We start from the raw sequence: 22,328 nt of genomic DNA on the forward strand, positions 1-22,328 counted from the left end.
CCCAGGCTCCGCCCGGGGGTACCCCCAGGCGAGCGCGCCCGGACGCCTGCGTCACAGGCAACCTTTTGCGCCAACCCGGCGCTGCCACCGCACCACCCCCTCCGCCGAACCGACGGCACACCCCTCACTCCCAGCAGCAGTACCGACGTAACCCTCAGCGTCTTCCCTCAGGACGCTCATCGCCGGAGGCAACACCGTGAAGGAAATCCTGGACGCGATTCAGTCGCAGACGGCCACGTCTGCCGACTTCGCCGCTCTTCCGCTCCCCGAGTCGTACCGCGCGATCACCGTGCACAAGGACGAGACGGAGATGTTCGCGGGGCTCAGCACCCGCGACAAGGACCCCCGCAAGTCGATCCACCTGGACGACGTGCCGGTGCCGGAGCTCGGCCCGGGCGAGGCCCTGGTGGCCGTGATGGCCTCTTCCGTCAACTACAACTCGGTCTGGACCTCGATCTTCGAGCCGATGTCGACCTTCGGTTTCCTGGAGCGCTACGGCAGGCTCAGCGAGCTCACCAAGCGCCACGACCTGCCGTACCACATCATCGGTTCCGACCTCGCGGGCGTCGTCCTGCGCACCGGCCCCGGCGTCAACGCCTGGAAGCCCGGTGACGAGGTCGTCGCGCACTGCCTGTCCGTCGAGCTGGAGTCCAGCGACGGGCACAACGACACGATGCTCGACCCCGAGCAGCGCATCTGGGGCTTCGAGACCAACTTCGGCGGCCTCGCCGAGATAGCCCTCGTCAAGTCCAACCAGCTGATGCCCAAGCCCGACCACCTGTCGTGGGAGGAAGCCGCCGCTCCCGGGCTCGTGAACTCCACCGCGTACCGGCAGCTGGTGTCGAGGAACGGCGCCGGCATGAAGCAGGGCGACAACGTCCTCATCTGGGGCGCGAGCGGCGGGCTCGGCTCGTACGCCACGCAGTTCGCGCTCGCCGGTGGCGCCAACCCCATCTGTGTCGTCAGCAGCGAGCAGAAGGCGGACATCTGCCGGGCGATGGGCGCCGAGGCGATCATCGACCGCAACGCCGAGGGCTTCAAGTTCTGGAAGGACGAGCACAACCAGGACCCGAAGGAGTGGAAGCGGTTCGGCAAGCGCATCCGTGAGCTGACGGGCGGCGAGGACGTCGACATCGTCTTCGAGCACCCGGGCCGCGAGACCTTCGGCGCCTCCGTCTACGTCACCCGCAAGGGCGGCACCATCGTCACCTGCGCCTCGACCTCGGGCTACAACCACGAGTACGACAACCGCTACCTGTGGATGTCCCTGAAGCGCATCATCGGCTCGCACTTCGCCAACTACCGCGAGGCCTGGGAGGCCAACCGGCTGGTCGCCAAGGGCAAGATCCACCCGACGCTCTCCAAGGTGTACTCCCTGGAGGAGACCGGGCAGGCCGCGTACGACGTCCACCGCAACCTCCACCAGGGCAAGGTCGGCGTGCTCGCGCTGGCGCCCCGCGAGGGCCTGGGCGTGCGCGACGAGGAGAAGCGTGCCCAGCACATCGACGCCATCAACCGCTTCCGGAACGTCTGAGGTTCACCCATGACAGAGCGCCAGAAGGACCGGCCGTGGCTCATGCGGACCTACGCCGGTCACTCCACCGCCGAGGCGTCCAACGAGTTGTACCGGCGCAACCTCGCCAAGGGGCAGACGGGTCTGTCCGTGGCCTTCGACCTGCCCACGCAGACCGGGTACGACCCCGACCACATCCTCGCCCGCGGCGAGGTCGGCCGGGTCGGGGTGCCGGTCTCGCACCTCGGTGACATGCGCCGGCTGTTCCAGGACATCCCCCTGGAGCAGATGAACACCTCGATGACCATCAACGCCACCGCCATGTGGATGCTGGCGCTCTACCAGGTCGTCGCCGAGGAGCAGGGCGCCGACATCACCAAGCTCCAGGGGACGACGCAGAACGACATCGTCAAGGAGTACCTGTCGCGGGGTACGCACGTCTTCCCGCCGGGTCCCTCGCTCCGGCTGACGACGGACATGATCGCGTACACGGTCTCCCACATCCCCAAGTGGAACCCGATCAACATCTGCTCGTACCACCTCCAGGAGGCGGGGGCGACCCCCGTCCAGGAGATCGCGTACGCGATGTCGACGGCCATCGCCGTGCTGGACGCCGTCCGCGACTCGGGGCAGGTGCCCGCCGAGAAGTTCGGTGACGTCGTCGCCCGTATCTCCTTCTTCGTGAACGCGGGTGTCCGGTTCATCGAGGAGATGTGCAAGATGCGGGCGTTCGGGCGGATCTGGGACCAGGTCACGCACGAGCGGTACGGCATCCAGGACCCCAAGCAGCGACGTTTCCGGTACGGCGTCCAGGTCAACTCGCTCGGTCTGACCGAAGCCCAGCCGGAGAACAACGTCCAGCGGATCGTCCTCGAAATGCTCGCCGTGACGCTGTCGAAGGACGCACGCGCGCGTGCCGTGCAGCTGCCCGCCTGGAACGAGGCGCTGGGGCTGCCCCGGCCCTGGGACCAGCAGTGGTCGCTGCGCATCCAGCAGGTGCTGGCACACGAGAGCGACCTGCTGGAGTACGAGGACATCTTCGAGGGCTCGCACGTCATCGAGGCGAAGGTCGCGGCCCTCGTCGAGGAGTCGCTCGCCGAGATCGGCCGGATCGACGAGATGGGCGGGGCGATGGCCGCCGTCGAGTCGGGCTATCTGAAGTCGCAGCTCGTCTCCTCGCACGCCGAGCGCCGGGCCCGGATCGAGGGCGGCACCGAGAAGATCGTCGGCGTCAACATCTTCGAGTCCACCGAGCCGAACCCCCTCACCGCCGACCTGGACGCGGCGATCCAGACGGTCGACCCGGCGGTCGAGGCCCGTGTCGTCGCCGCGCTCCAGCAGTGGCGCGACACGCGCTACCAGCCGCCGTTCAACCACCCGCGCCCCTGCAAGGCGCTGGAGCGGCTGAAGGAGGCGGCCAAGGGCACCGACAACCTCATGGAAGCCACCCTGGAGTGCGCCCGCGCCGGGGTCACGACCGGCGAGTGGTCCGAGGCCCTGCGCGAGGTGTTCGGCGAGTTCCGCGCCCCGACGGGCGTCTCGTCCGCGCCCGTCGCGGTCACCGCCGAGGAGGGCACCGCGATGGCGTTGGTGCGACGCAAGGTCGAGGAGACCGCCCGGGAACTCGGTGTCGGCAAGCTCCGCTTCCTGGTGGGCAAGCCGGGCCTTGACGGGCACTCCAACGGCGCCGAGCAGATCGCCGTGCGGGCCCGCGACGCCGGGTTCGAGGTGGTCTACCAGGGCATACGGCTCACGCCCGAACAGATCGTGGACGCGGCCGTCGCCGAAGACGTGCACGGCGTCGGCCTGTCCATCCTGTCCGGCTCACACGCCCAGTTGGTGCCGGACGTGCTGGAACGGCTGCGCGAGGCCGGCGCGGCCGACATCCCGGTGATCGCCGGCGGGATCATCCCGAACGCCGACGCCGAACTGCTGCGCGCCGCGGGAGTCGCCGCGGTATTCACACCGAAGGACTTCGACATCACCGGAATCATCGGCCGTATCGTCGACGAGATCCGGAAAGCGAACAAGCTCGACCCCCTGGAGGTCCCCGCATGACCACGCCCGTCAACCGCCTTCGCCCGCGGCGTTCCTGCCTGGCCGTGCCCGGCTCGAACCCCCGCTTCCTGGAGAAGGCCCAGGGCCTCCCCGCGGACCAGGTCTTCCTGGACCTGGAGGACGCCTGCGCCCCGCTCGCCAAGCCCGAGGCGCGGCACACCATCGTGAAGTTCCTGAACGAGGGCGACTGGACCGGCAAGACGCGGGTCGTGCGGGTGAACGACTGGACGACGCACTGGACCTACCGCGATGTCGTCACGGTCGTCGAGGGCGCGGGCCAGAACCTCGACTGCATCATGCTGCCGAAGGTCCAGGACGCCCAGCAGGTCGTCGCGCTCGACCTGCTGCTGACGCAGATCGAGAAGACGATGGGCTTCGAGGTCGGCAAGATCGGCATCGAGGCGCAGATCGAGAACGCGAAGGGGCTCGTCAACGTCGACGAGATCGCGGCTGCCTCACCGCGTGTAGAGACCATCATCTTCGGCCCGGCCGACTTCATGGCCTCCATCAACATGAAGTCGCTGGTCGTGGGCGAGCAGCCGCCGGGCTACCCGGCGGACGCGTACCACTACATCCTGATGCGCATCCTGATGGCCGCCCGTACGCACGACCTCCAGGCGATCGACGGCCCCTACCTCCAGATCCGCAACCAGGAGGGCTACCGCGAGGTCGCCCGGCGCGCCGCCGCCCTGGGCTTCGACGGCAAGTGGGTGCTGCACCCGGACCAGGTCGCCGCGGCCAACGAGATCTTCTCGCCCTCCCAGGAGGACTTCGACCACGCCGAGCTCATCCTCGACGCGTACGAGTACTACACGTCCGAGGCGGGCGGCAAGAAGGGCTCCGCGATGCTCGGCGACGAGATGATCGACGAGGCCAGCCGCAAGATGGCCCTGGTCATCTCGGGCAAGGGCCGGGCGGCCGGCATGCAGCGCACCAGCAAGTTTGAAGCCCCGGAGGCCTGAGCAGCATGCAGTTCGGACGCACGTACGAGGAGTTCGAGGTCGGCGCGGTCTACAAGCACTGGCCCGGAAAGACCGTCACGGAGTACGACGACCACCTCTTCTGTCTCCTGACCATGAACCACCACCCCCTCCACATGGACACGAACTATGCGGAGAAGACGACGGATTTCGGCAGGAACGTCGTCGTGGGCAACTACATCTACTCGCTGCTGCTCGGCATGTCCGTCCCGGACGTCTCCGGCAAGGCGATCGCCAACCTGGAGATCGAGTCGCTGAAGCACGTGGCGCCGACCTTCCACGGCGACACGATCTACGGCGAGACCACGGTCCTCGACAAGACACCCTCGAAGTCGAAGAGCGACCGCGGGATCGTCTACGTCGAGACCAAGGGCTACAAGCAGGACGGCACGCTGGTGTGCGTGTTCCGCCGCAAGGTCATGGTGCCGACCGAGACGTACATCAAGGAGCGCGGGGGCGAGCAGCCCGGCCGTCCGGAACTCAAGCAGCAGGAGAAGTAGCCATGGCGCGACTCGCCCAGACCGCCGGTCTCACCGACGTCCAGCAGGAGATCCTCTCCACCGTCCGCGACTTCGTGGACAAGGAGATCATCCCGGTCGCCACCGAGCTGGAGCACCGCGACGAGTACCCCCAGCAGATCGTCGACGGCCTCAAGGAGTTGGGCCTGTTCGGCCTGATGATCCCCGAGGAGTACGGGGGCCTGGGCGAGTCCCTCCTCACCTACGCGCTCTGCGTCGAGGAGATCGCCCGCGGCTGGATGTCGGTCTCCGGCATCATCAACACGCACTTCATCGTGGCGTACATGCTCAAGCAGCACGGCACGCAGGAGCAGAAGGACCACTTCCTGCCCCGGATGGCGCTGGGCGAGGTGCGCGGCGCGTTCTCGATGTCGGAGCCGGGTCTCGGCTCGGACGTCTCCGCGATCACCTCGAAGGCGGTCAGGGACGGCGACGAGTACGTCCTGAACGGTCAGAAGATGTGGCTGACGAACGGCGGCTCGTCGAACCTGGTGGCCGTACTGGTGCGAAGTGACGAAGGACACCCTGAGGGCACCGCGCCCCACAAGTCGATGACGACCTTCCTGGTCGAGAAGGAGCCCGGCTTCGGAGAGGTCCGTCCCGGCCTCACCATTCCCGGGAAGATCGACAAGATGGGCTACAAGGGCGTCGACACGACCGAGCTCATCATGGACGGACTGCGCGTACCGGCCAATCGGGTACTCGGCGGCACCACGGGCCGAGGGTTTTACCAAATGATGGACGGAGTCGAGGTCGGCCGCGTCAACGTGGCGGCACGTGGCTGCGGCGTCGCACAGCGTGCCTTTGAGCTGGGCGTCTCCTATGCCCAGCAGCGTCACACTTTCGGCAAGCCGATCGCGCAGCACCAGGCCATCCAGTTCAAGCTGGCCGAGATGGCCACCAAGGTCGAAGCGGCCCATGCAATGATGGTGAACGCGGCCCGCAAAAAGGACTCCGGAGAACGAAACGACCTCGAGGCAGGGATGGCGAAGTACCTCGCCTCCGAATACTGCAAGGAAGTAGTCGAGGACGCTTTCCGGATCCACGGCGGCTACGGTTTCTCCAAGGAGTACGAGATCGAGCGTCTCTACCGTGAGGCGCCGATGCTGCTGATCGGCGAAGGTACCGCCGAAATCCAGAAAATGATCATCGGGCGCCGACTGCTCGAAGAGTATCGACTCCAGGGTTAAGCAGGGTCGGATGCCCCAGTTCGGGGTGTTTTCTTCGAGAAGAAGATCACACCCCGTCAACACTCTTCGGCCGCCGACTCGGCTTCCTGGCTTGCCCAGTTGTGGCCCGCGACCGGTACGATCCCGGGAAAGCCGCCGTCCCCCGTTCCAGCGCGGCATCATCCGCTACGAAGGTCATCCATGCCCCACAGCCAAACCTCTGCACCTCGCGGCCGGGTCCGCCTCGCGCGCGGAGCATCGCCGTGGCTTCTCCCGACCGTTGCCACCGCAGCACTCAGCCTGGCCAAGGCGCGCCGCTCCGGCGCCGCCAAAGCCGTGGCCGTACCCGCCACCGCTCTCGCGGCGGGCATGCTGTGGTTCTTCCGCGACCCCGAGCGCGAGATCGCCCCGGGCCGGGTCATCTCGCCCGCCGACGGTGTGGTGCAGAGCATCATGCCGTGGAAGGACGGACGCACCCGCGTCGCGATCTTCATGAGCCCTCTGAACGTCCATGTCAACCGCGCGCCGCTCTCCGGCACGGTGACCTCGGTCGAGCACATCCCCGGTGGGTTCGTTCCGGCGTTCAACAAGGAGAGCGAGAACAACGAACGCGTCGTCTGGCATTTCGACACCGAACTCGGTGACATCGAGATGATCCAGATCGCCGGCGCGGTCGCCCGCCGTATCGTTCCTTATATCCCGCAGGGTACGAAGGTCGAGCAGGGCGACCGGATCGGTCTCATCCGCTTCGGCTCGCGCGTCGACATCTACCTCCCCGAGGGTGTCGAGGTCGATGTGGAAGTCGGTCAGAAGACCGTGGCTGGGGTGACTCGAATTGACCGTGATTGATCCTGAGACTCAGGCCGGCTGGGTGCCGGAGGCCGACGAGGTGGACGACGAGGAGGAAATGCCCCTCTCTCTCCGCCTCTCAATAGCGGACACCCTCACCCTCGGCAACGCCACGTGCGGCTTCATGGCGGTGTACTTCACCACCACGGGCATTCTGATCCCGCACCTCACCGGCAGCCAGGAGTCGGGCATGGGGCGCCACAGCGCCGCCACGGCCGTCATCCTGATGCTCTGCGCCGCGGTCTTCGACCTCTTCGACGGTCTCGTCGCCCGCAAGCTGCGCTCCTCCCCCATGGGCGCGGAACTCGACAACCTGTCGGACCTGATCAGCTTCGGTCTGGCGCCCGCGTACTTCGTCCTCGTCTACGGCATGGTCGCGGACGACGCGCACCAGAGAGTGGCGGCGCTCGGCGCGATCGTGGTGTTGCTCGCGGTCGTCCTCCGCCTTGCCCGCTTCTCCTGCGTCACGGTGAAGGACGGCACGTTCCAGGGCATGCCGTCGCCGTTCGGAGCGCTGACGGTGGTCTCCATCGTGCTCCTGGAGCTTCCCTTCGCGGCGACGCTGATGGCGATCCTGGGCACGGCGTGGCTGATGGTGAGCCGGGTGGAGTACCCGAAGCCGCGGGGGCGCCTCGCGGTGGCGATGCTCTCCTGGATCGTCCTGTCCATGGGTCTGCTGGCGGCGTGGGCCTTCGACGCCCCCAGCGGTCAGCTCCTGCTCCAGACCGGCTGTGCGCTGCAGCTCGTCATGGGTGCGGTGATTCCGCTGTTCGCGACGGCTCGGCGGGTGAACAACTTCCGCGACAACCGGCGTGAGGCGCGCGCGGCGCAGCTGCCGTAGGTTTTCCTCGTACACGCCCGAAGGGGCCCGAACCGGACAACCGGTTCGGGCCCCTTCGTCGTACTCCAGGAGGGGTCGGGCCAGATCTTCCCCAGGACGGGTCCGTACCCAGGTCAGGTCAGGTCAGGAAGTCACGGGCGATGTTCTGGGCCACCGTCTCCAGGATCGGCCCCGCGTCGGAGATGCACCGCGCGATGTCGGGCTCGACCTCCGTGAGGGGGTACGCGCGCCGGATGCCGGCCCTGCCGAGCGCCTCCGGGCGCAGTGCCAGGCGCCCGCACACCGCGACGACCTCCTTGCCCGCGGCACGGGCGGCGGCGGCCACCCCCGCCGGAGCCTTGCCGTGGAGGGTCTGTTCGTCGAGGGACCCCTCACCGGTGATCACCAGGGTGGCCCTCTCCAGCGCGGGCGCGAAGCCGAGGACGTCGAGCATCACCTCGATACCGGGACGGAACCGGGCGCCCAGGACCAGCGCACCGTAGCCGATGCCGCCCGCGGCCCCCGCCCCCGGCGCCGCGGCGTACTCCGTGGCCCTGGACCCGATCGACTTCTCCAGAACCGCGGCGAAGTGCCCGAGGGCCGCGTCCAGGATCTCCACGTCGTCGGGGCTCGCCCCCTTCTGGGGGCCGTACACGGCGGGCGCGCCCTTCGGCCCGGTGAGCGGGTTGTCCACGTCGCTGGCGAGGACGAAGTCCACGGAGGCCAGACGGGGGTCCAGGCCGGACAGGTCCGCGGTCGCCACGTCGCTCAGCGCCGCACCGCCGGGAGCCACCGGCTCCCCCTCCGCGTCCACGAACCGCGCCCCGAGCGCGGACAGCATCCCCGCTCCGCCGTCCGTCGTCGCGCTCCCGCCCACGCCGAACACGATCGTCCGGGCCCCGGCGTCCAGCGCGGCCCGCAGGAGCTCCCCGGACCCGTACGTCGACGACGTCAGCGGCGCGAACACTCCGGCGGGCAGCCGCTGCAATCCGCTCGCCTCCGCCATCTCGACCACCGCGGTGTCGCCACGCAGCGCGAAGGCGGCGGTGAGCTCGTCGCCCAGCGGGCCGGCGACTCGCACCTCCCGCCGTTCGAACCCGGCCGCGACCGCCGCGTCCACGGTCCCGTCGCCGCCGTCGGCCACCGGCAGCGCCTCGACCTCGACACCCGGCACGACGCGGCGCAGCCCGGCCATGACGCGCTCCGCGACCTGCACGGCGGTCAGCGACCCCTTGAACTTGTCCGCGGCGATCAGCACACGCGGAACACGCCCGGTGCCCGCACGTGTCGTCTTCACAGCAGAGTCCGCCACCTTGCATTCCCCTTGCTTTCCGGCCTCGCACACGTCAAGGCAGTCGCGCCGCTGCGACCTTAACCGGCGGACGCCCCCGCCGTCATGCCCCGACCGGACCGTGGAACACCGCACGCTCATGCCCGGAATTGGGTAAACCGGAGCTATGACCGTTCCTAGAGACTGAGTGGGAGTGAGTCCTGTTGCCAGATCTCGGGCTCAGCCGCGTGTCCCGAACGGTGTTGGGCACGCTGGTCTCCCGCATACGCGCCGTGTCCGGGCCCGGCACATCGTGTGCGCGGTCCGGGAACACGGGGACGGGTTCCCTCACGCCCGAGGATGCCCGGCCCGGCCTGGACGGTCCGATGCCCCACACGATCGCTCCGGTCATGTGGGGGCGGTGCCGTCCGTCGCCGGATCGGGTGCCCGTGGGCGCGTCTGCCGATCGCGATGCTCGCGGCATCGTGTCGGCTGGTCTTGCGGGTGGCGCTGGTCGTGGCACGCTGCCAGTACCGGGCGCCCCACTTGGCGGTTACCTGCACGCGGCAGGTCCTGGCCCAGTTCAGCAGACGGGTCGGAGCATGGCGGACCTGGGCGCCACGGTGATCCGCGCGGCCGGTCAGGTCGTAAGAGAAGCGGCGTGGACTGCCAACGGGATTGCCGTGCCGGTCGAGCCGCCAGGCGGCAAGGTGATCGGCATTGGCCCCCACCAGCGGGGCCGGAAGCTTGATGCTGATCCCGCCGTCCGGGCTGACGCGGATGGTCTAGTTCCCGTACCGCTTCCCGCACTCCCCGTCAGCGGCCAGGAACCAACGCTCCGCCTCCCACCGCTCCCGCCATCCGGCCTCGGTGAGCCCGGCCTCGGCCAGGTGGTGCCGGGCGTTCGCCAGTCGCTTGCCACCACGCACCACGCGCACCCGACCAGCCTGCCAGTCCCCCACCACCACCGCGTATCTGGCTTCCAACACCGCCAGCCGACGCGGCTTGGCATGCCACTCCCGCACGGAACGGTATCCGCCCGGTACCCCCTTGGAGCCCTTCTCGCCCACGGGCCGCGACAGACGGTGCTGAATCGTCCGGATGCCGGCCTCCAGGGTATGGAGGTACGTGGCCTGGCAACGTCGCGACAGCGCCCACTGTTCATGCGTGGTCTTGGTGCTCGCCCCAGCCCAGCGCGACGAAGACAACGGGGTCGGTCTCCGGAGCGACGAACGGCGTGGTGGGCACCCGCAGACCCAAAACCGACCGACCCTCCCCAGCACCGCGTCACCCCCTCTCTTGCATCTGATCCGCTCGTCATAAAAGACGACGAGCCGCGCAGAAAAGGGTCACCCGTTCTCACCTCGAACACCCCAACACTCCGGCTGTACGACCGAGCGGGGCAAGGCGCACCCACTCGTACGCACTCATGTGCCGTAATGCGCAGAAAGGCGGCAGCAGATGAATGCTCCTGTGGGCACCGAACTCGCGGACCGCGTTCTCGGGGGCTGGCTGGGCCGGATCGCGGGCAACATGCTCGGCAAGCCGGTCGAGCAGGGCGACCACTGGACGCGGGACCGTATCGACCGCTATCTGCGACAGGCCGCCGCCCTGCCGCTCACCGACTATCTACCCGAGCCCGTCACCGACGGTGACGCCGGCGAGTTCGAGCTGCGGCCCGAGTGGCGGCAATGCGTGCGCGGCCGCATCCACGGCAGCTGCCGTGACGACGACGTCGACTACGCGATCCTGGGCCTGCACCTGCTGGAGACGCACGGCTTCGGTTTCAGCACCGAGCAGGTCGGCGACCTGTGGCTGCTGCGGCTGCCATATCTGCAGACGTTCACGGCGGAGCGGGCCGCGTACCGCAACCTCGCCAACGGCATCAAACCGCCGCTGACGGCGACGTACGACAATCCCTACCAGGAGTGGATCGGCGCCCTGATCCGCGCCGATGTCTACGGCTGGACCAGCCCGGGTGCGCCGCGCCGCGCGGCCTCCCTCGCCCGTCGGGACGCCGTGCTGTCCCACACCGGCAACGGCGTGTACGGAGCGATGTGGGCGGCGGCGCTCGTCTCGGCCGCGTTCACCGCGCCCACGGTCCGCCACGCACTGGACACGGCGCTGACCGTCATCCCCGCGAGCAGCCGCCTCGCCCGCACCGTACGCCGGGTGCTCACGCTTCACGAGACCCGGATGACCTGGGAGGACACGCTCACCACGGTGTCCGAGGAGACCGCCGGGCTCGGCTGGATCCACACGATCCCGAACGCCGCCGTTCTCACGGCCGGGCTGCTCTACGGCGACGGCGACTTCACCCGGACCATCACACTGACCGTCCGCGGCGGCCTGGACACCGACTCGAACGGCGCGACGGCGGGCTCGGTGGCCGGGGTCCTGTGCGGGGCCGAGGCCATTCCCGCGCAGTGGAAGGACCCGCTGGAGGACACCGTACGCAGCGCGGTGTTCGGCTTCGACGGCGTACGGATCAGTGAGCTCGCCACGCGGACGCTCGCGCTGACGGAGACGGAGGGCGAGGCCCAGGGCGGGTCCGGTACCGGTCCCGACGCCCAGGACCTGTCCTAGGGCCTGTCCGACGAGTGTCGGGGCCGCCGACGTCCAGGACGCCCAGGTCGTCGGCGGCGACCTCGAATTCTCGTACGTAGGCTTCAGGGATGACCACTCCAGACTTCGCCACGTACATCGCGGGCCTCCCCCGTGTCCTCGCCGGTGCCGCCGCGCTCTTCCGCGACGGTGACGGCCGGGTGCTGCTCGTCGAGCCGAACTACCGTGAGGGCTGGGCCCTTCCGGGTGGCACCGTCGAGTCGGACGACGGGGAGACCCCGCGCCAGGGCGCGCGCCGCGAGACCGCCGAGGAGATCGGGCTCGACATCGAACTCGGCCCGCTGCTCGCGGTCGACTGGGTGCACGGGACGGCGCGGCCCCCGCTGGTCGCCTACCTGTACGACGGCGGAGTCCTCGGCGAGCGGGAACTCAAGGCGATCCGGCTGCAGGAGGAGGAACTGCTGTCGTGGCGGCTGGTGCCACGGGAGGAGCTGGCCGAGTATCTGCCGGGCGCACTCGGCCGCCGGGTCCTCGCCGCGCTGGACGTGCTGACGGAGGGCGGCGGAACCGCGGAGCTGGAGAACGGCCACCGGGTGGGCTAACCCCCCATCGGCTACGGCGAATTCGTCAACTTCACTACCTTCTCGGGGCATTGATCGGCACAATGCCCGTGTGCCGCACTACGACTACATGGAGTTCGCCCTCGACGACGGGGCCCACGTCCGGCTAGAACTCGCGGCCGCGGGGGAGGCGTCGGCGGCCCCGGCCGTCGACGCCGATCTGCCGGGCGGCATTTCCGGGGTGGTCCCGGTCGGGCGTGGCGCGCGGGTCGCGTCGCTGGCGACGGACGGTCTGCGCAGTGTGCTGAGCCCGCTGGGGCCCGTACTGCAGCAGGTGCACGACGCGATCCGCGGGATACCCGATCCGCCGCACGAGATCTCCGTCGACTTCGGCATCCAGATCGGACAGGACCTGAAGATCGGCATCGTCGGGGCCAACGGCCAGGCCAGCATGACCATTTCGGCGACCTGGCAGCTGCCCCGCCGGACGGAGCCGTGACCTGGTTCGGATCGCCGGACGACCCGTCGTCCGGCGACGCCCGCGGCGCGCTGGTGCGCGTCCTGTCCAGCGATCGCGGCAGAACCGCGGGGGCGGGTGTCTACCTCTCCGGCCGCAGGCTGCTGACCTGCGCGCATGTCATCAACCTGGCGCTCGGGCTGCGCAGCCTCAGCCCGCACAACCCGGGGAAGGTCACCCTCGACGTGTCCTTCCCGGTGCTGTCCGCCGCGGATCTGCACCAGGCCCGGCTGGTCGCCTGGATACCGCCGCGGTCTGCGCAGTACGGCCCGGTCGCCGACGGCTCCCTGGAGTGGGACGGCGATCTGGCCGTCCTCGAACTCGAGGAGGCGCCGCCCCCGCCCGTGAGCCCGGTGCGCTGGCTGGAGATGGAGCGCGGTCAGCAGGTGCGGGCCTGGTACGGCGGCGGGCAGCCGTTCTCGTACGCCGACGCGCGGGTGGGGGCGTACGACGGCCGGATCTGTTACCTCGACGGGCAGTTGTCGGGCGCGGCGGTGGACGAGGGCTACAGCGGCGGCCCCCTCTGGTCGGTGACCGACCGTGCGGCCGTCGGCCTGGTCGTGGGACGGATCACCGCACCCGACGGGGCATTCTCGGCCCAGCACACGCTGCGGCGCAGCTGGGGACTCGGCTGGCAGTCGGTCCTGCGGGAGCTGGCCCGGGTCGGGGTGGCACCCGAGCAGGTGAACGGCAGCCGGGAGCGGTCGGCCGCGACCCTCGCCGAGGCCGAGTCGGTGCGCGACATGATGGTCGGTCCGCTGCACAGCCTGCTGGGCGACCCGCGGGCGCGCGCCGACCACGCCACCGTGCTCGCCGCCCAGCTCGCGCTGCGGACCCCGGGCGACGGGAGCGCGCCGACCGTGGAGGAGCTCGCCCATCTGCTCAGCGGCACGGAGCGGGCGCTGCCCACGCTCGCAGAGTCGCTCGCGCCCAAGGTGGCGGACGATCCGCGCGGCCGGGCCGAGCTCGACCGGCTGCTCGCCCTGGGCCGGCTGACGGAGGCCGCGCGGCTGCTGTCGGTGGCCGAACACCGGGCGCTGGTGGTCAAGTTGGAGCACCTCACCGAGCACGATCCGGGCCTGCTGCCGCGGGCCGCGACCGCCGCGCTGCCCTACGTGGACCTGCCGCGTTCGCTGCAGGCGGCCCGCCTGGCACCGTCCGCCGTGCCCGCGGTCGTCCATGAACTGGAGGGCTGGTACGGGGACGGGTCGCCCGTGCCCGACGAGTCGCCCCGGCTGCCCGCGCTGCTGCGGGTCGTCGAGTACGTGGCGGCGGAGACGTCCGGCGATCTGGCCCGGCAGGCGCTGCGGGAGTGGAGCGCCCGGGTCGCCGCCCGCCTGGGCATTCACTCCTCGGCGCTGCAGGAGCGGCGCGGGGATGCGGACCGCTGGTCCCGGCGGTCCCCGCCGGCCGGTGTGCGGGTCCTCGTGGAACTGGACCGGTACGCCAAGGATCCGGCCGGCCACTACCGCTGCTCGGTATGGCGGCTGCGCCCCGACGGCACCCCGGCGCGCGCCGCCTCGGAGTCCGACCGGCCGCGCACCGGACGGGAGATCGCCCGGCTGATCCGGGAGGTGGCCGGGGGCGCGGAGGGTGCCGGGGACGGGGTCGCGCTGGTCGCCGTGTCGGTGCCGCCGGACGCGCTGGAGCTCGCGCTCGACGAGTGGGACGGGGCGGGCGCCGAGGAGTACATCTCCGCGCGGCTCGGTGAGGACTTCCACCTCGTGCTGCGCTGCCCGAAGATCCGGCGGCGCTCGCGCACCGGACCCGCCGATCTCAAGCGGCGCTGGAACGCCCGCCACCAGAGCGACACCCTCCTCGCGGACCACAGGATCGGCGGCCGGGCGGGACTCATCGGGCTGCTGAAGACAACCCATCGGGACACCGCGCGCGTCCTTGTCCACGGAAGCACCGAGCACCGCGGCGAGTTGCTGCCCGTGTGCCTGGTGATGGGGGTGCCGGTCGTGCTCTGGGACCGGGCCGCCCCCGGTCCGGACGACTGCGCCCCGCTCGACGCCCTGGCACCCCACGGTCCCATGGACGGACTCCCGGAGCGCGTACGGCACTTCAGGGTCCGCGCCTACGCGGACCGGGCGGTGCCCGCGCGTCCCGCCCTGGTGTGGGAGGACATCGGGCTGCCGCTGCCCGACGAACTCCAGCTCGCCGACCCCTCGGAAGGAACGGAGCGGACAGGATGACCCAGCAGACGCAGGACGGGTGGCGGCTGTTCCGCGGGGACCGCGTGGCCCGAGAGGTGGAGTTCCCCGAGGCGCCGCCCTGGCGGCAGTTCGGCGACGGATCGGGCGGCCGCACACGGCACCGTCCGTATCTGATCGGGCGCACGGAGGCGGACGTGGTCAGCGCCGCCCTCCATCTGCGCCGGCCGCTGCTCGTCACCGGGCACCCGGGCACCGGCAAGTCCTCACTGGCGCACGCCATCGCGCACGAGCTGTCCCTCGGACCGGTGCTCCAATGGCCCGTCAACAGCCGTTCCGTCCTCAAGGACGCCCTGTACGGCTACGATGCGATCGGCAGGCTGCGCGAGACGCATCTGCGTCAGGAGCGCGGGGACCCCGAGCCCGACATCGGCACCTATGTGCGGCTCGGGCCGCTCGGTACCGCGCTGGTGCCGCGCGACCGGCCGCGGCTGCTGCTCGTGGACGAGCTCGACAAGGGCGACGTCGACCTCCCGAACGATCTCCTGACCGTGTTCGAGGAGGGCGAGTTCGAGATACCCGAGCTGTCCCGGCTGCCGGAGACCCAGTCCGAGGTGCCGGTGCTGACCCATGGCTCGGGCGGCGAGCGGGTCACCGTGACACGCGGGGTGGTGCGCTGCCGGGAGTTCCCCGTTGTGGTGATCACCAGCAACGGCGAACGGGACTTCCCGCCGGCCTTCATGCGCCGCTGCGTACGGCTGGACCTGCCGGACCCGGACGAGGCCCGACTGCGGGACATCGTCGCCGCGCACCTCGGTGAGGACGCGCTGTCCGACGTGGACGACCTGCTGCACGCCTTCCTCAACCGCCGGGCCCCGGGCGAACTCGCCACCGACCAGCTGCTCAACGCCGTATTCCTGCGCAAGGGCGGAGTCGATCTGGACGCCGAAGGGCTGCTGGACGCCGTACTCCACCGCCTGGGCGGGATGGTCTAGCGTGCGCGGGGGCGACGGGAGCGACCCGCGTGACACCGGCGGCGGGCCAGGCGGCCCGGCCGTTCCGGGTGCCTCGCCGATCCTGCCCCCGTTGAGCAAACTCGGCCGGCTGGCCGGGCACGAGCTGTCGATCCATGAACTGCTCGACACCCTGTGGCTGGCGACGCGGCTTCCCCCGGGAGCCGCGGCGCCGCTCGCGAGCGCGCTGGCCGCGGACGCCGGACCGCCGCCGGGCGCCGGCGCGGGAGACGCCGAGCGCTCCACGACCGGCCCCGCCCCGGCCGGGCCCGACTCCCCCGCGCCCGCCACGCCGTCCCAACCACCGCCTCCCGCCCAGCTGTTGGGCGCGCTGCACGCGGCTGCGGCGGCGCGCAGCGCACCCGAGTTCGCGGACCTCGCCGCGCCGGGGCTGCGCGGTGCGCCGGGTGAGGACGCGCTGCCCGTACGGGTCCCCGAGGAGAAGGCGCTCGGGTCGGACGAGCTGCGCCTCAGCCGTGCGCTGCGCCTGCTGAAACAGCCCCAGCCCGGACCGTTGAAGCGCGAGTTCGACGAGGAGGCCACCGCGGCCGCCATGGCCGAGACGGGCCTGCCCGACGTGGTGACCCGCCCCGCCCGGCAGCGCTGGCTCGACCTCACCCTCCTCATCGACGACGGCATCTCGATGCTGTTGTGGCGGCGGCTGGCGATGGAACTGCGCGCCCTGCTGGAACGCCTGGGCGCCTTCCGCGACATCCGTGTGCATGGCCTGGACACCCGGTCGGCGGGGGCGCCGCTGCTGCGTTCCCGCCCCTTCGACCCGCACGCCCCGCTGCTCTCCCCCGCGTCGGTCGCCGACCCCTCGGGCGGCACGCTGGTGCTGGTGATCAGCGACGGCGTCGGCGCCTGCTGGCGGGACGGGCGACTGCACGCGGCCCTGGAACGCTGGGCGCACCAGGGGCCGACGGCGATCATGCACGCACTGCCCTCCCACATGTGGGACGGGTCGGGCATCCGCTCGGAGCCGTGGCTGGTGACGACCCGGCGGCGCGGCGCGGCGAACGACACCTGGGAGGTGGCCGACCCGCTGCTGCCGCCGGGGCTCGGTGACGAGTTCCCCGGGGTCCCCGTCCCCGTACTGGAGCCGTATCCTCCGGCGGTCGCCGCGTGGGCGCGGCTGGTGGCCTCGCCGGGCGGCAGCGCGGAGCTGCCCCTGCTGGCTCCGTTGCAGGCGAAGGCGCCACGGGCCGGGGCCGACACCCGGGGCGGTGGCGCGGCGGACGCCGTGCTCAGGTTCCGGGACGCCGCGTCGCCGGGGGCCTACCGGCTGGCCGCTCATCTCGCGGCGGTGTCCCCGCTCACGGTGCCCGTGATGCGGCTGGTGCAGGCGGCCGTGCCGTGGCGGGCCGACACCGCGCATCTGGCCGAGGTGTTCCTCGGCGGTCTGATGCGCCAGGTGGAGCCGGTCGACGAGCGGCTGCCGGCCCAGCACCGCCGGTTCGGTTTCGCCGGCGAGGCCCAGGAGATCCTGCTCGACACCGCGTCCCCGATCGATCTGCTGCGCACCACCCGGGCGGTCACCGCGCGGCTGCGCACCCTGGTGGGCCGCTCCCCCGACTTCCCCGCATGGCTCGCCCACCCCTCCGGGACGGGTGAACTCCTGCCCGGGACCCGGCCGTTCGCCTGGCTGGAGGACCGTCTCCTCACCCACCTGGGTGCCAAACCGATGGCGCCGACGCCGCCGCGCACCACCGAGTACGAGGAGGTGCGGCTGCCGTCGGGCCTGGACGCGGCCCCGTCGTGGCTGCCGCTGCGGCTTCAGGACCTGCACACCCTGGGCCCGTACACGCTGCTGCAACGCGACGGCACGGGCGGCAAGCCCACCGCGTACATCGGGGAGGACGAGGACGGGCAGCGGGTACTGCTGCGGGTGTCGTACTCCTTCGACTCGCCCGTGGCGCAGGAGTTGCTCGACGTGGAACGCCGGGCGCTGCGCCGCATGGACGGGATGTACGCGCCCGCCGTGGTCCGCAGCGACCTGGAGGGCCCCACGCCGTGGCTGGCGCTGCGTCTGGACACGCTGAGCAGTGGACTGCCCGCGCCCACGCTGCGTGCCGTGCTCGACGCGGCCGGGGCACTGCCCGGGACCCCGCTGTTCACCTGGCTGGGCTGGAACCTGGCGCGGGCGCTGACCCGCTGCCACCACAAGGGCATCGTGCACAGCGCGCTGACCCCGGGCACCGTGCTGGTCACGGAGTCGACGCTGCACCTCATCGGCTGGACGTCGGCGCGCATCGACGGCGCGTGGAGCGCGTCGACACCGTCCACTCCGGCCAACTCCCCCTACCGGGCACCCGAGGTGACGTACTGGGGCGAGTCCCGGATCACGGCGGGCGACGTGTACGCCCTCGGTTCCATCCTGTTGCAGGCCGCGACGGGCCGGCCGTGGCGCTGGTACGAGAACGAGGCGCTGCGCAGGAGTCCGGAGCTCGCGCAACTCGACGAGACGATCGCGGAGTTGCTGCTGCGCTGTGTCGAGCCCGAGCCCGCGGGGCGGCCGACCGCCCGCGAGGTGGCGGACGCCTTCGGGGCGCTGCTGCCGGGCGGGGTGGAGTGGGAGGACGTGGAGAGCGGCTCCGGCGGGGACGACGACGGCCCCGCCGTCGAGCCGGAGACGGCGGTCGACGAAGAGGACGACCACGAGGAGTGGATGCGCACCATCCGGACCCCCTTGACGGAGCCCTTGCGGATCGCGCTCGTGGGCGTCAAGGACGGGGTCGGCTGCACCACGACCACGATGGTGCTGGGGGCCGTACTGGCCGACCAGCGGCAGGAGCGGGTGCTCGCCATCGACGCCGACCGCCACACGGGCAGCCAGGTCCGGATCGGCGGGCGGGTCTTCCGCAACACCCTGGCCAGCCTGTCCGACCTGGCCGAGTCGCTGCGCGAGGTGCGGCACTTCGAGGATCTCCAGCTGTTCCTGTCCCCGCACCGGTCGGGGCTCCAGGTTCTCGCCAACGACTCCGTCTCCCGCATCGCGTCGGTCGGCCAGTTCACGGACTACGACTTCCACCGGGTGGCCCGCACCACCCAGGAGTACTTCGACCTCACCCTGGTCGACTCCGACAAGTTCATGCCCACGGTGCTCAGGGCGGCCGACCGCGTGGTCATCGTCTCGCGGGCCGACCCCGCCGGTCTGACCCAGGCACAGCAGGCCATGGACCGTCTTGTCACCCTCGACCTGCCGGACCTGGTCCGTGAGGCCGTCGTCGTCCTCAACCACAGCCGCCCCGCGGCCGGCTGGACGCTCGACGCCGCCAGTATCCGCGGCCTGAGCTCCCGCTGCCGAGGCGTCGTCATGGTCCCCCGCGACGGCCACCTCACCATGGGCAGCACGGTCGAACTCTCCTGGCTGACCCCCGAGGCCTACAAGGCGTACCTGCGCCTCGCCGCCCTCCTGTTGGGCCCCCGCCCGATCTTCCCCTGACCCCGGCCGGCACCCCCACGTACACCCGCACGAATTCCGTTCGCCGTCGCGCCCCGCGCGATCTACCCTCGGCACCATGACCAAGCCCCTCGTTGCCCTGCTCAGTGGCGCCGGTATCTCCACGGATTCCGGGATCCCCGACTACCGGGGTCCGAACGGGCTGTGGCGGCGGGATCCTGAGGCCGAGAAGCTCGTGACGTACGACTTCTACATGGGCGATCCGGAGATCCGACGGCGGTCGTGGCAGATGCGGCGCAAGAACCGGACGCTGAAGGCGGAGCCGAACGCGGCGCACCGGGCGGTGGCCGAGCTGGAGCGGTCCGGGGTGCCGGTGCGGGTGATCACGCAGAACGTGGACGGGTTGCACCAGCTCGCCGGGATGCCGGCCCGCAAGGTGATCGAGCTGCACGGCACCGCGCGTACCGTCGTGTGCACCAAGTGTCACGCCAAGGGGCCGATGGAGGACGCGCTCGCGCGGGTCGAGGCGGGCGAGGAGGACCCGCCGTGCCTGGAGTGCGGCGGGATCCTGAAGTCGGCGACGGTGATGTTCGGGCAGCGGCTCGACCCGGTGGTGCTCGGTGAGGCGATGGCGATCACCCAGGCGTGCCACGTGTTCATCGCGGTCGGCAGCAGCCTTCAGGTGCAGCCCGCCGCCGGGCTCGCGGGCCTCGCCGCCGACCACGGGGCGCGGCTGATCATCGTCAACGCCGAACCGACACCGTACGACGACCGGGCCGACCAGGTCGTACGGGAACCGATCGGCACCGCCCTGCCGAAGCTGCTGCGTACGCTGGGCGAAGAGGGCTAGAGGCACAGAGAGCCGGCGGCGAAGAGAGCTGGAGAAGTGCGCTAGAAGAGAGCCGTACCGCTCTCGAAGTCCAGCAGGCGCTGCTTGCGGTCCAGGCCGCCGCCGTATCCGGTGAGGCTTCCGTTCGCGCCGACCACGCGGTGGCAGGGCACGATGATGCCGATGGGGTTCTTGCCGTTGGCGAGGCCGACCGCGCGGGAGGCGCCCGCGTTGCCCAGGGCTTCGGCCAGTTCGCCGTACGAGCGGGTCTCGCCGTAGGGGATGCGGCGCAGCTGCTCCCAGACGCTGCGCTGGAACGGGGTGCCGGACATCCGCAGTTCGAGGGTGAACTCCTTCAACTCACCCTCGAAATAAGCCTTCAGCTGGTCGGCGACCTCACCGAAGGGCATGTCGTCGCGTTCGCCGAAGGTCTCCTCCGGCGGGCGGTGGCGTTGGCCGACCATGTAGAGGCCGCACAAGACGCCGTCGTCGGCGACGAGGGTGAGGGGGCCGTACGGGCCGTCGATGACCGTGTGCTGTTTCACAGTTCGTACCTTCGAGTCGCCTGAAGCATGTGGGTTTGCGTGAAGTCGCTTATACGGGGAGGAAGTTGATCGGGTGGCTGTCCGTCGCCCACAGGTACTGGACCGCGTACGCCCGCCACGGGCGCCACGCCGCCGCGCGCGCCGTGAGGGCGGCTGGGGTCGACGGCAGGCCCAGCTCCTGGGCCGCGCGCCGGATTCCGAGGTCGGTGGGGAGGAAGGTGTCGGGGTCGCCGAGCGCGCGCATGCCGATGACGTCGACCGTCCAGGGACCGAAGCCGGGGAGGGCGAGGAGGCGGGCGCGGGCCTCGGCCCAGTCGCTCTCCACTCCCAAGCGAAGGGTCCCGTCAGCGAGTTGGTGTACGAGGGTGGTGAAGGTGGTGCGGCGGGTGCTCGGCATCGCGAGCGTGGACGGGTCCAGGGCCGCGAGCGCCCGAGGAGAGGGAAAGAGGTGGGTGAGGCCGCCCTCGGGGTCCTCGACGGGTTCGCCGTGCGCGGTGACCAGGCGGGCCGCGTGGGTACGGGCGGCGGCGGTGGAGACCTGCTGGCCCAGGACGGCCCGTACGGCGAACTCGGCCTCGTCGACCGTGCGCGGCACCCGGCGGCCCGGGGCCTTCGCCACCAGGGGCGCCAGCACGGGATCCGTCCGCAGCTGGTCGTCGACGGCCACCGGGTCGGCGTCCAGGTCGAGCATGCGGCGGCAGCGGCTGATCGCGACGGGCAGGTCGCGCAGGTCACTGAGGGTGAGGCGGCAGGCGATGTGGTCGACGTGCGGGGTGAGCCCGACGATCCCGTGGCCGTAGGGCAGGCGCAGGGTGCGCCGGTAGGCGCCGTCGCGCCACTCCTCGACACCGGGTACGGCGGTCGCCGCGAGGTGACCGAAGAGGTTGTCGGGGTTGAGCGGGGCGCGGAAGGGGAGCCGCAGGCTCAGGACGCCCGGTGTGGCCGGGGCGCGTTTCTTCGGCACTCGGTCGCGCAGCTCGCTCGGGGCGAGGGCGAAGACCTCGCGCACGGTGTCGTTGAAGGTGCGGATGGAGGAGAACCCGGCCGCGAAGGCGATCTCCGCCATCGGGAGCGTGGTGGTCTCGATGAGCAGCCGGGCGGTCTGGGCGCGCTGGGCCCGGGCGAGCGCGAGCGGTCCCGCGCCCAACTCGGCCAGCAGCTGCCGCTCGACCTGGCGGATGCTGTAGCCGAGCCGGCCCGCCAGGCCCGGGATCCCCTCGCGGTCCACGACCCCGTCGCCGATCAGGCGCATCGCACGCGCGACGAGGTCGGCTCGCTGGTTCCACTCGGGCGAGCCGGGGCTGGTGTCCGGACGGCAGCGCTTGCAGGCCCGGAACCCGGCCTGCTGGCAGGCCGCCGCACTCGGGTAGAACGTCATGTTCTCGGGTTTCGGCGGCACCACCGGGCAGCTCGGCCGGCAGTAGATCCGCGTGGTCAGGACCGCTGTGAAGAACCATCCGTCGAAGCGCGCGTCCTTCGACTGGACAGCGCGCACACAGCGCTCCATGTCGGTGTGCATCCCGTTCCGCATGCCTCAAGCATCGGGCACCCGCGGGTCCGGGG

17 protein-coding genes and 1 pseudogene are annotated in these 22,328 nt (G+C 70.9%); 14 read left to right on the forward strand and 4 right to left on the reverse strand.

The annotated features are described in order from the left end of the window. Window positions 1–196 precede the first annotated feature (196 nt). The 7 genes from ccrA (at window position 197) to pssA (ending at window position 7,928) form a co-directional block, all read left to right on the forward strand. On the forward strand, window positions 197–1,534 hold the full coding sequence (gene ccrA / locus SMIR_RS03615) for a crotonyl-CoA carboxylase/reductase (protein ID WP_168497394.1): 1,338 nt from the start codon (window positions 197–199) through the stop codon (window positions 1,532–1,534). Window positions 1,535–1,543: 9 nt separating this feature from the next. Beyond that, window positions 1,544–3,571 carry an ethylmalonyl-CoA mutase gene (locus SMIR_RS03620; protein WP_168497392.1) on the forward strand — a complete coding sequence of 676 codons (2,028 nt, stop codon included), beginning with the start codon at window positions 1,544–1,546 and terminating at the stop codon, window positions 3,569–3,571. Further along, on the forward strand, window positions 3,568–4,533 hold the full coding sequence (locus tag SMIR_RS03625) for an HpcH/HpaI aldolase/citrate lyase family protein (protein ID WP_075029694.1): 966 nt from the start codon (window positions 3,568–3,570) through the stop codon (window positions 4,531–4,533). The genes SMIR_RS03620 and SMIR_RS03625 overlap by 4 nt, the downstream gene beginning before the upstream one ends. Before the next feature lie 5 nt (window positions 4,534–4,538). Then, complete coding sequence (locus tag SMIR_RS03630) at window positions 4,539–5,051, forward strand: MaoC family dehydratase (protein WP_168497390.1); 513 nt, start codon at window positions 4,539–4,541, stop codon at window positions 5,049–5,051. A 2-nt stretch (window positions 5,052–5,053) separates the two neighbouring features. Continuing rightward, window positions 5,054–6,259: an acyl-CoA dehydrogenase family protein gene (locus tag SMIR_RS03635; protein ID WP_101401790.1), complete on the forward strand. Its 1,206-nt coding sequence runs from the start codon at window positions 5,054–5,056 to the stop codon at window positions 6,257–6,259. 180 nt (window positions 6,260–6,439) lie between these two features. After that, window positions 6,440–7,087 (forward strand): phosphatidylserine decarboxylase, encoded by a 648-nt coding sequence (locus SMIR_RS03640; RefSeq protein WP_095851695.1) that lies wholly within the window; start codon window positions 6,440–6,442, stop codon window positions 7,085–7,087. Window positions 7,088–7,109: 22 nt separating this feature from the next. Continuing rightward, window positions 7,110–7,928, forward strand: coding sequence for a CDP-diacylglycerol--serine O-phosphatidyltransferase (gene pssA, locus SMIR_RS03645; RefSeq protein ID WP_101401789.1), 819 nt, complete (start codon window positions 7,110–7,112; stop codon window positions 7,926–7,928). A 118-nt stretch (window positions 7,929–8,046) separates the two neighbouring features. Here the strand turns inward: pssA and SMIR_RS03650 are convergent, their stop codons facing one another. Further along, window positions 8,047–9,165 (reverse strand): glycerate kinase, encoded by a 1,119-nt coding sequence (locus SMIR_RS03650; protein ID WP_168501408.1) that lies wholly within the window; start codon window positions 9,163–9,165, stop codon window positions 8,047–8,049. 209 nt (window positions 9,166–9,374) lie between these two features. After that, window positions 9,375–10,460 (reverse strand): annotated as a pseudogene (locus tag SMIR_RS03655) (hypothetical protein). Window positions 10,461–10,638: 178 nt separating this feature from the next. Here SMIR_RS03655 and SMIR_RS03660 point away from each other — a divergent pair. The 7 genes from SMIR_RS03660 (at window position 10,639) to SMIR_RS03690 (ending at window position 20,241) form a co-directional block, all read left to right on the forward strand. Continuing rightward, window positions 10,639–11,763: an ADP-ribosylglycohydrolase family protein gene (locus SMIR_RS03660; RefSeq protein WP_168497388.1), complete on the forward strand. Its 1,125-nt coding sequence runs from the start codon at window positions 10,639–10,641 to the stop codon at window positions 11,761–11,763. An 89-nt stretch (window positions 11,764–11,852) separates the two neighbouring features. Beyond that, window positions 11,853–12,344 (forward strand): NUDIX domain-containing protein, encoded by a 492-nt coding sequence (locus SMIR_RS03665; protein WP_099944188.1) that lies wholly within the window; start codon window positions 11,853–11,855, stop codon window positions 12,342–12,344. Window positions 12,345–12,414: 70 nt separating this feature from the next. Beyond that, window positions 12,415–12,801 carry a CU044_2847 family protein gene (locus SMIR_RS03670; protein WP_060901035.1) on the forward strand — a complete coding sequence of 129 codons (387 nt, stop codon included), beginning with the start codon at window positions 12,415–12,417 and terminating at the stop codon, window positions 12,799–12,801. Then, on the forward strand, window positions 12,798–15,017 hold the full coding sequence (locus tag SMIR_RS03675; protein ID WP_168497386.1) for a VMAP-C domain-containing protein: 2,220 nt from the start codon (window positions 12,798–12,800) through the stop codon (window positions 15,015–15,017). Before SMIR_RS03670 ends, SMIR_RS03675 begins: the two co-directional genes overlap by 4 nt. Beyond that, on the forward strand, window positions 15,014–15,970 hold the full coding sequence (locus SMIR_RS03680) for an AAA family ATPase (RefSeq protein ID WP_168497384.1): 957 nt from the start codon (window positions 15,014–15,016) through the stop codon (window positions 15,968–15,970). The genes SMIR_RS03675 and SMIR_RS03680 overlap by 4 nt, the downstream gene beginning before the upstream one ends. Window positions 15,971–16,061: 91 nt before the next feature. Beyond that, complete coding sequence (locus tag SMIR_RS03685) at window positions 16,062–19,433, forward strand: SAV_2336 N-terminal domain-related protein (protein WP_212726502.1); 3,372 nt, start codon at window positions 16,062–16,064, stop codon at window positions 19,431–19,433. Between the two features lie 76 nt (window positions 19,434–19,509). Beyond that, window positions 19,510–20,241, forward strand: coding sequence for an SIR2 family NAD-dependent protein deacylase (locus SMIR_RS03690; protein WP_168497380.1), 732 nt, complete (start codon window positions 19,510–19,512; stop codon window positions 20,239–20,241). Window positions 20,242–20,282: 41 nt separating this feature from the next. On the opposite strand, the gene SMIR_RS03695 is transcribed toward SMIR_RS03690, so the two are convergent. Then, window positions 20,283–20,765: a methylated-DNA--[protein]-cysteine S-methyltransferase gene (locus SMIR_RS03695; protein WP_168497378.1), complete on the reverse strand. Its 483-nt coding sequence runs from the start codon at window positions 20,763–20,765 to the stop codon at window positions 20,283–20,285. Between the two features lie 49 nt (window positions 20,766–20,814). Continuing rightward, the gene (locus SMIR_RS03700; protein ID WP_283959544.1) at window positions 20,815–22,296 is read right to left on the reverse strand and encodes an AlkA N-terminal domain-containing protein; all 1,482 of its coding nucleotides are present in this window, start codon (window positions 22,294–22,296) and stop codon (window positions 20,815–20,817) included. Window positions 22,297–22,328: the final 32 nt, after the last annotated feature.

The sequence above is a fragment of the Streptomyces mirabilis genome (genome assembly GCF_018310535.1).
Taxonomy (GTDB): Bacteria; Actinomycetota; Actinomycetes; order Streptomycetales; family Streptomycetaceae; genus Streptomyces.

Excerpts from the sequence above, each read along its gene's own strand:
- SMIR_RS03635 (WP_101401790.1), top strand. The coding sequence starts at position 5,054 with ATGGCGCGACTCGCCCAGACCGCCGGTCTCACCGACGTCCAGCAGGAG.
- SMIR_RS03660 (WP_168497388.1), top strand. The coding sequence starts at position 10,639 with ATGAATGCTCCTGTGGGCACCGAACTCGCGGACCGCGTTCTCGGGGGC.
- SMIR_RS03640 (WP_095851695.1), top strand. The coding sequence starts at position 6,440 with ATGCCCCACAGCCAAACCTCTGCACCTCGCGGCCGGGTCCGCCTCGCG.
- SMIR_RS03665 (WP_099944188.1), top strand. The coding sequence starts at position 11,853 with ATGACCACTCCAGACTTCGCCACGTACATCGCGGGCCTCCCCCGTGTC.
- SMIR_RS03680 (WP_168497384.1), top strand. The coding sequence starts at position 15,014 with ATGACCCAGCAGACGCAGGACGGGTGGCGGCTGTTCCGCGGGGACCGC.
- SMIR_RS03700 (WP_283959544.1), bottom strand. The coding sequence starts at position 22,296 with ATGCGGAACGGGATGCACACCGACATGGAGCGCTGTGTGCGCGCTGTC.
- SMIR_RS03625 (WP_075029694.1), top strand. The coding sequence starts at position 3,568 with ATGACCACGCCCGTCAACCGCCTTCGCCCGCGGCGTTCCTGCCTGGCC.
- SMIR_RS03630 (WP_168497390.1), top strand. The coding sequence starts at position 4,539 with ATGCAGTTCGGACGCACGTACGAGGAGTTCGAGGTCGGCGCGGTCTAC.
- SMIR_RS03620 (WP_168497392.1), top strand. The coding sequence starts at position 1,544 with ATGACAGAGCGCCAGAAGGACCGGCCGTGGCTCATGCGGACCTACGCC.
- SMIR_RS03690 (WP_168497380.1), top strand. The coding sequence starts at position 19,510 with ATGACCAAGCCCCTCGTTGCCCTGCTCAGTGGCGCCGGTATCTCCACG.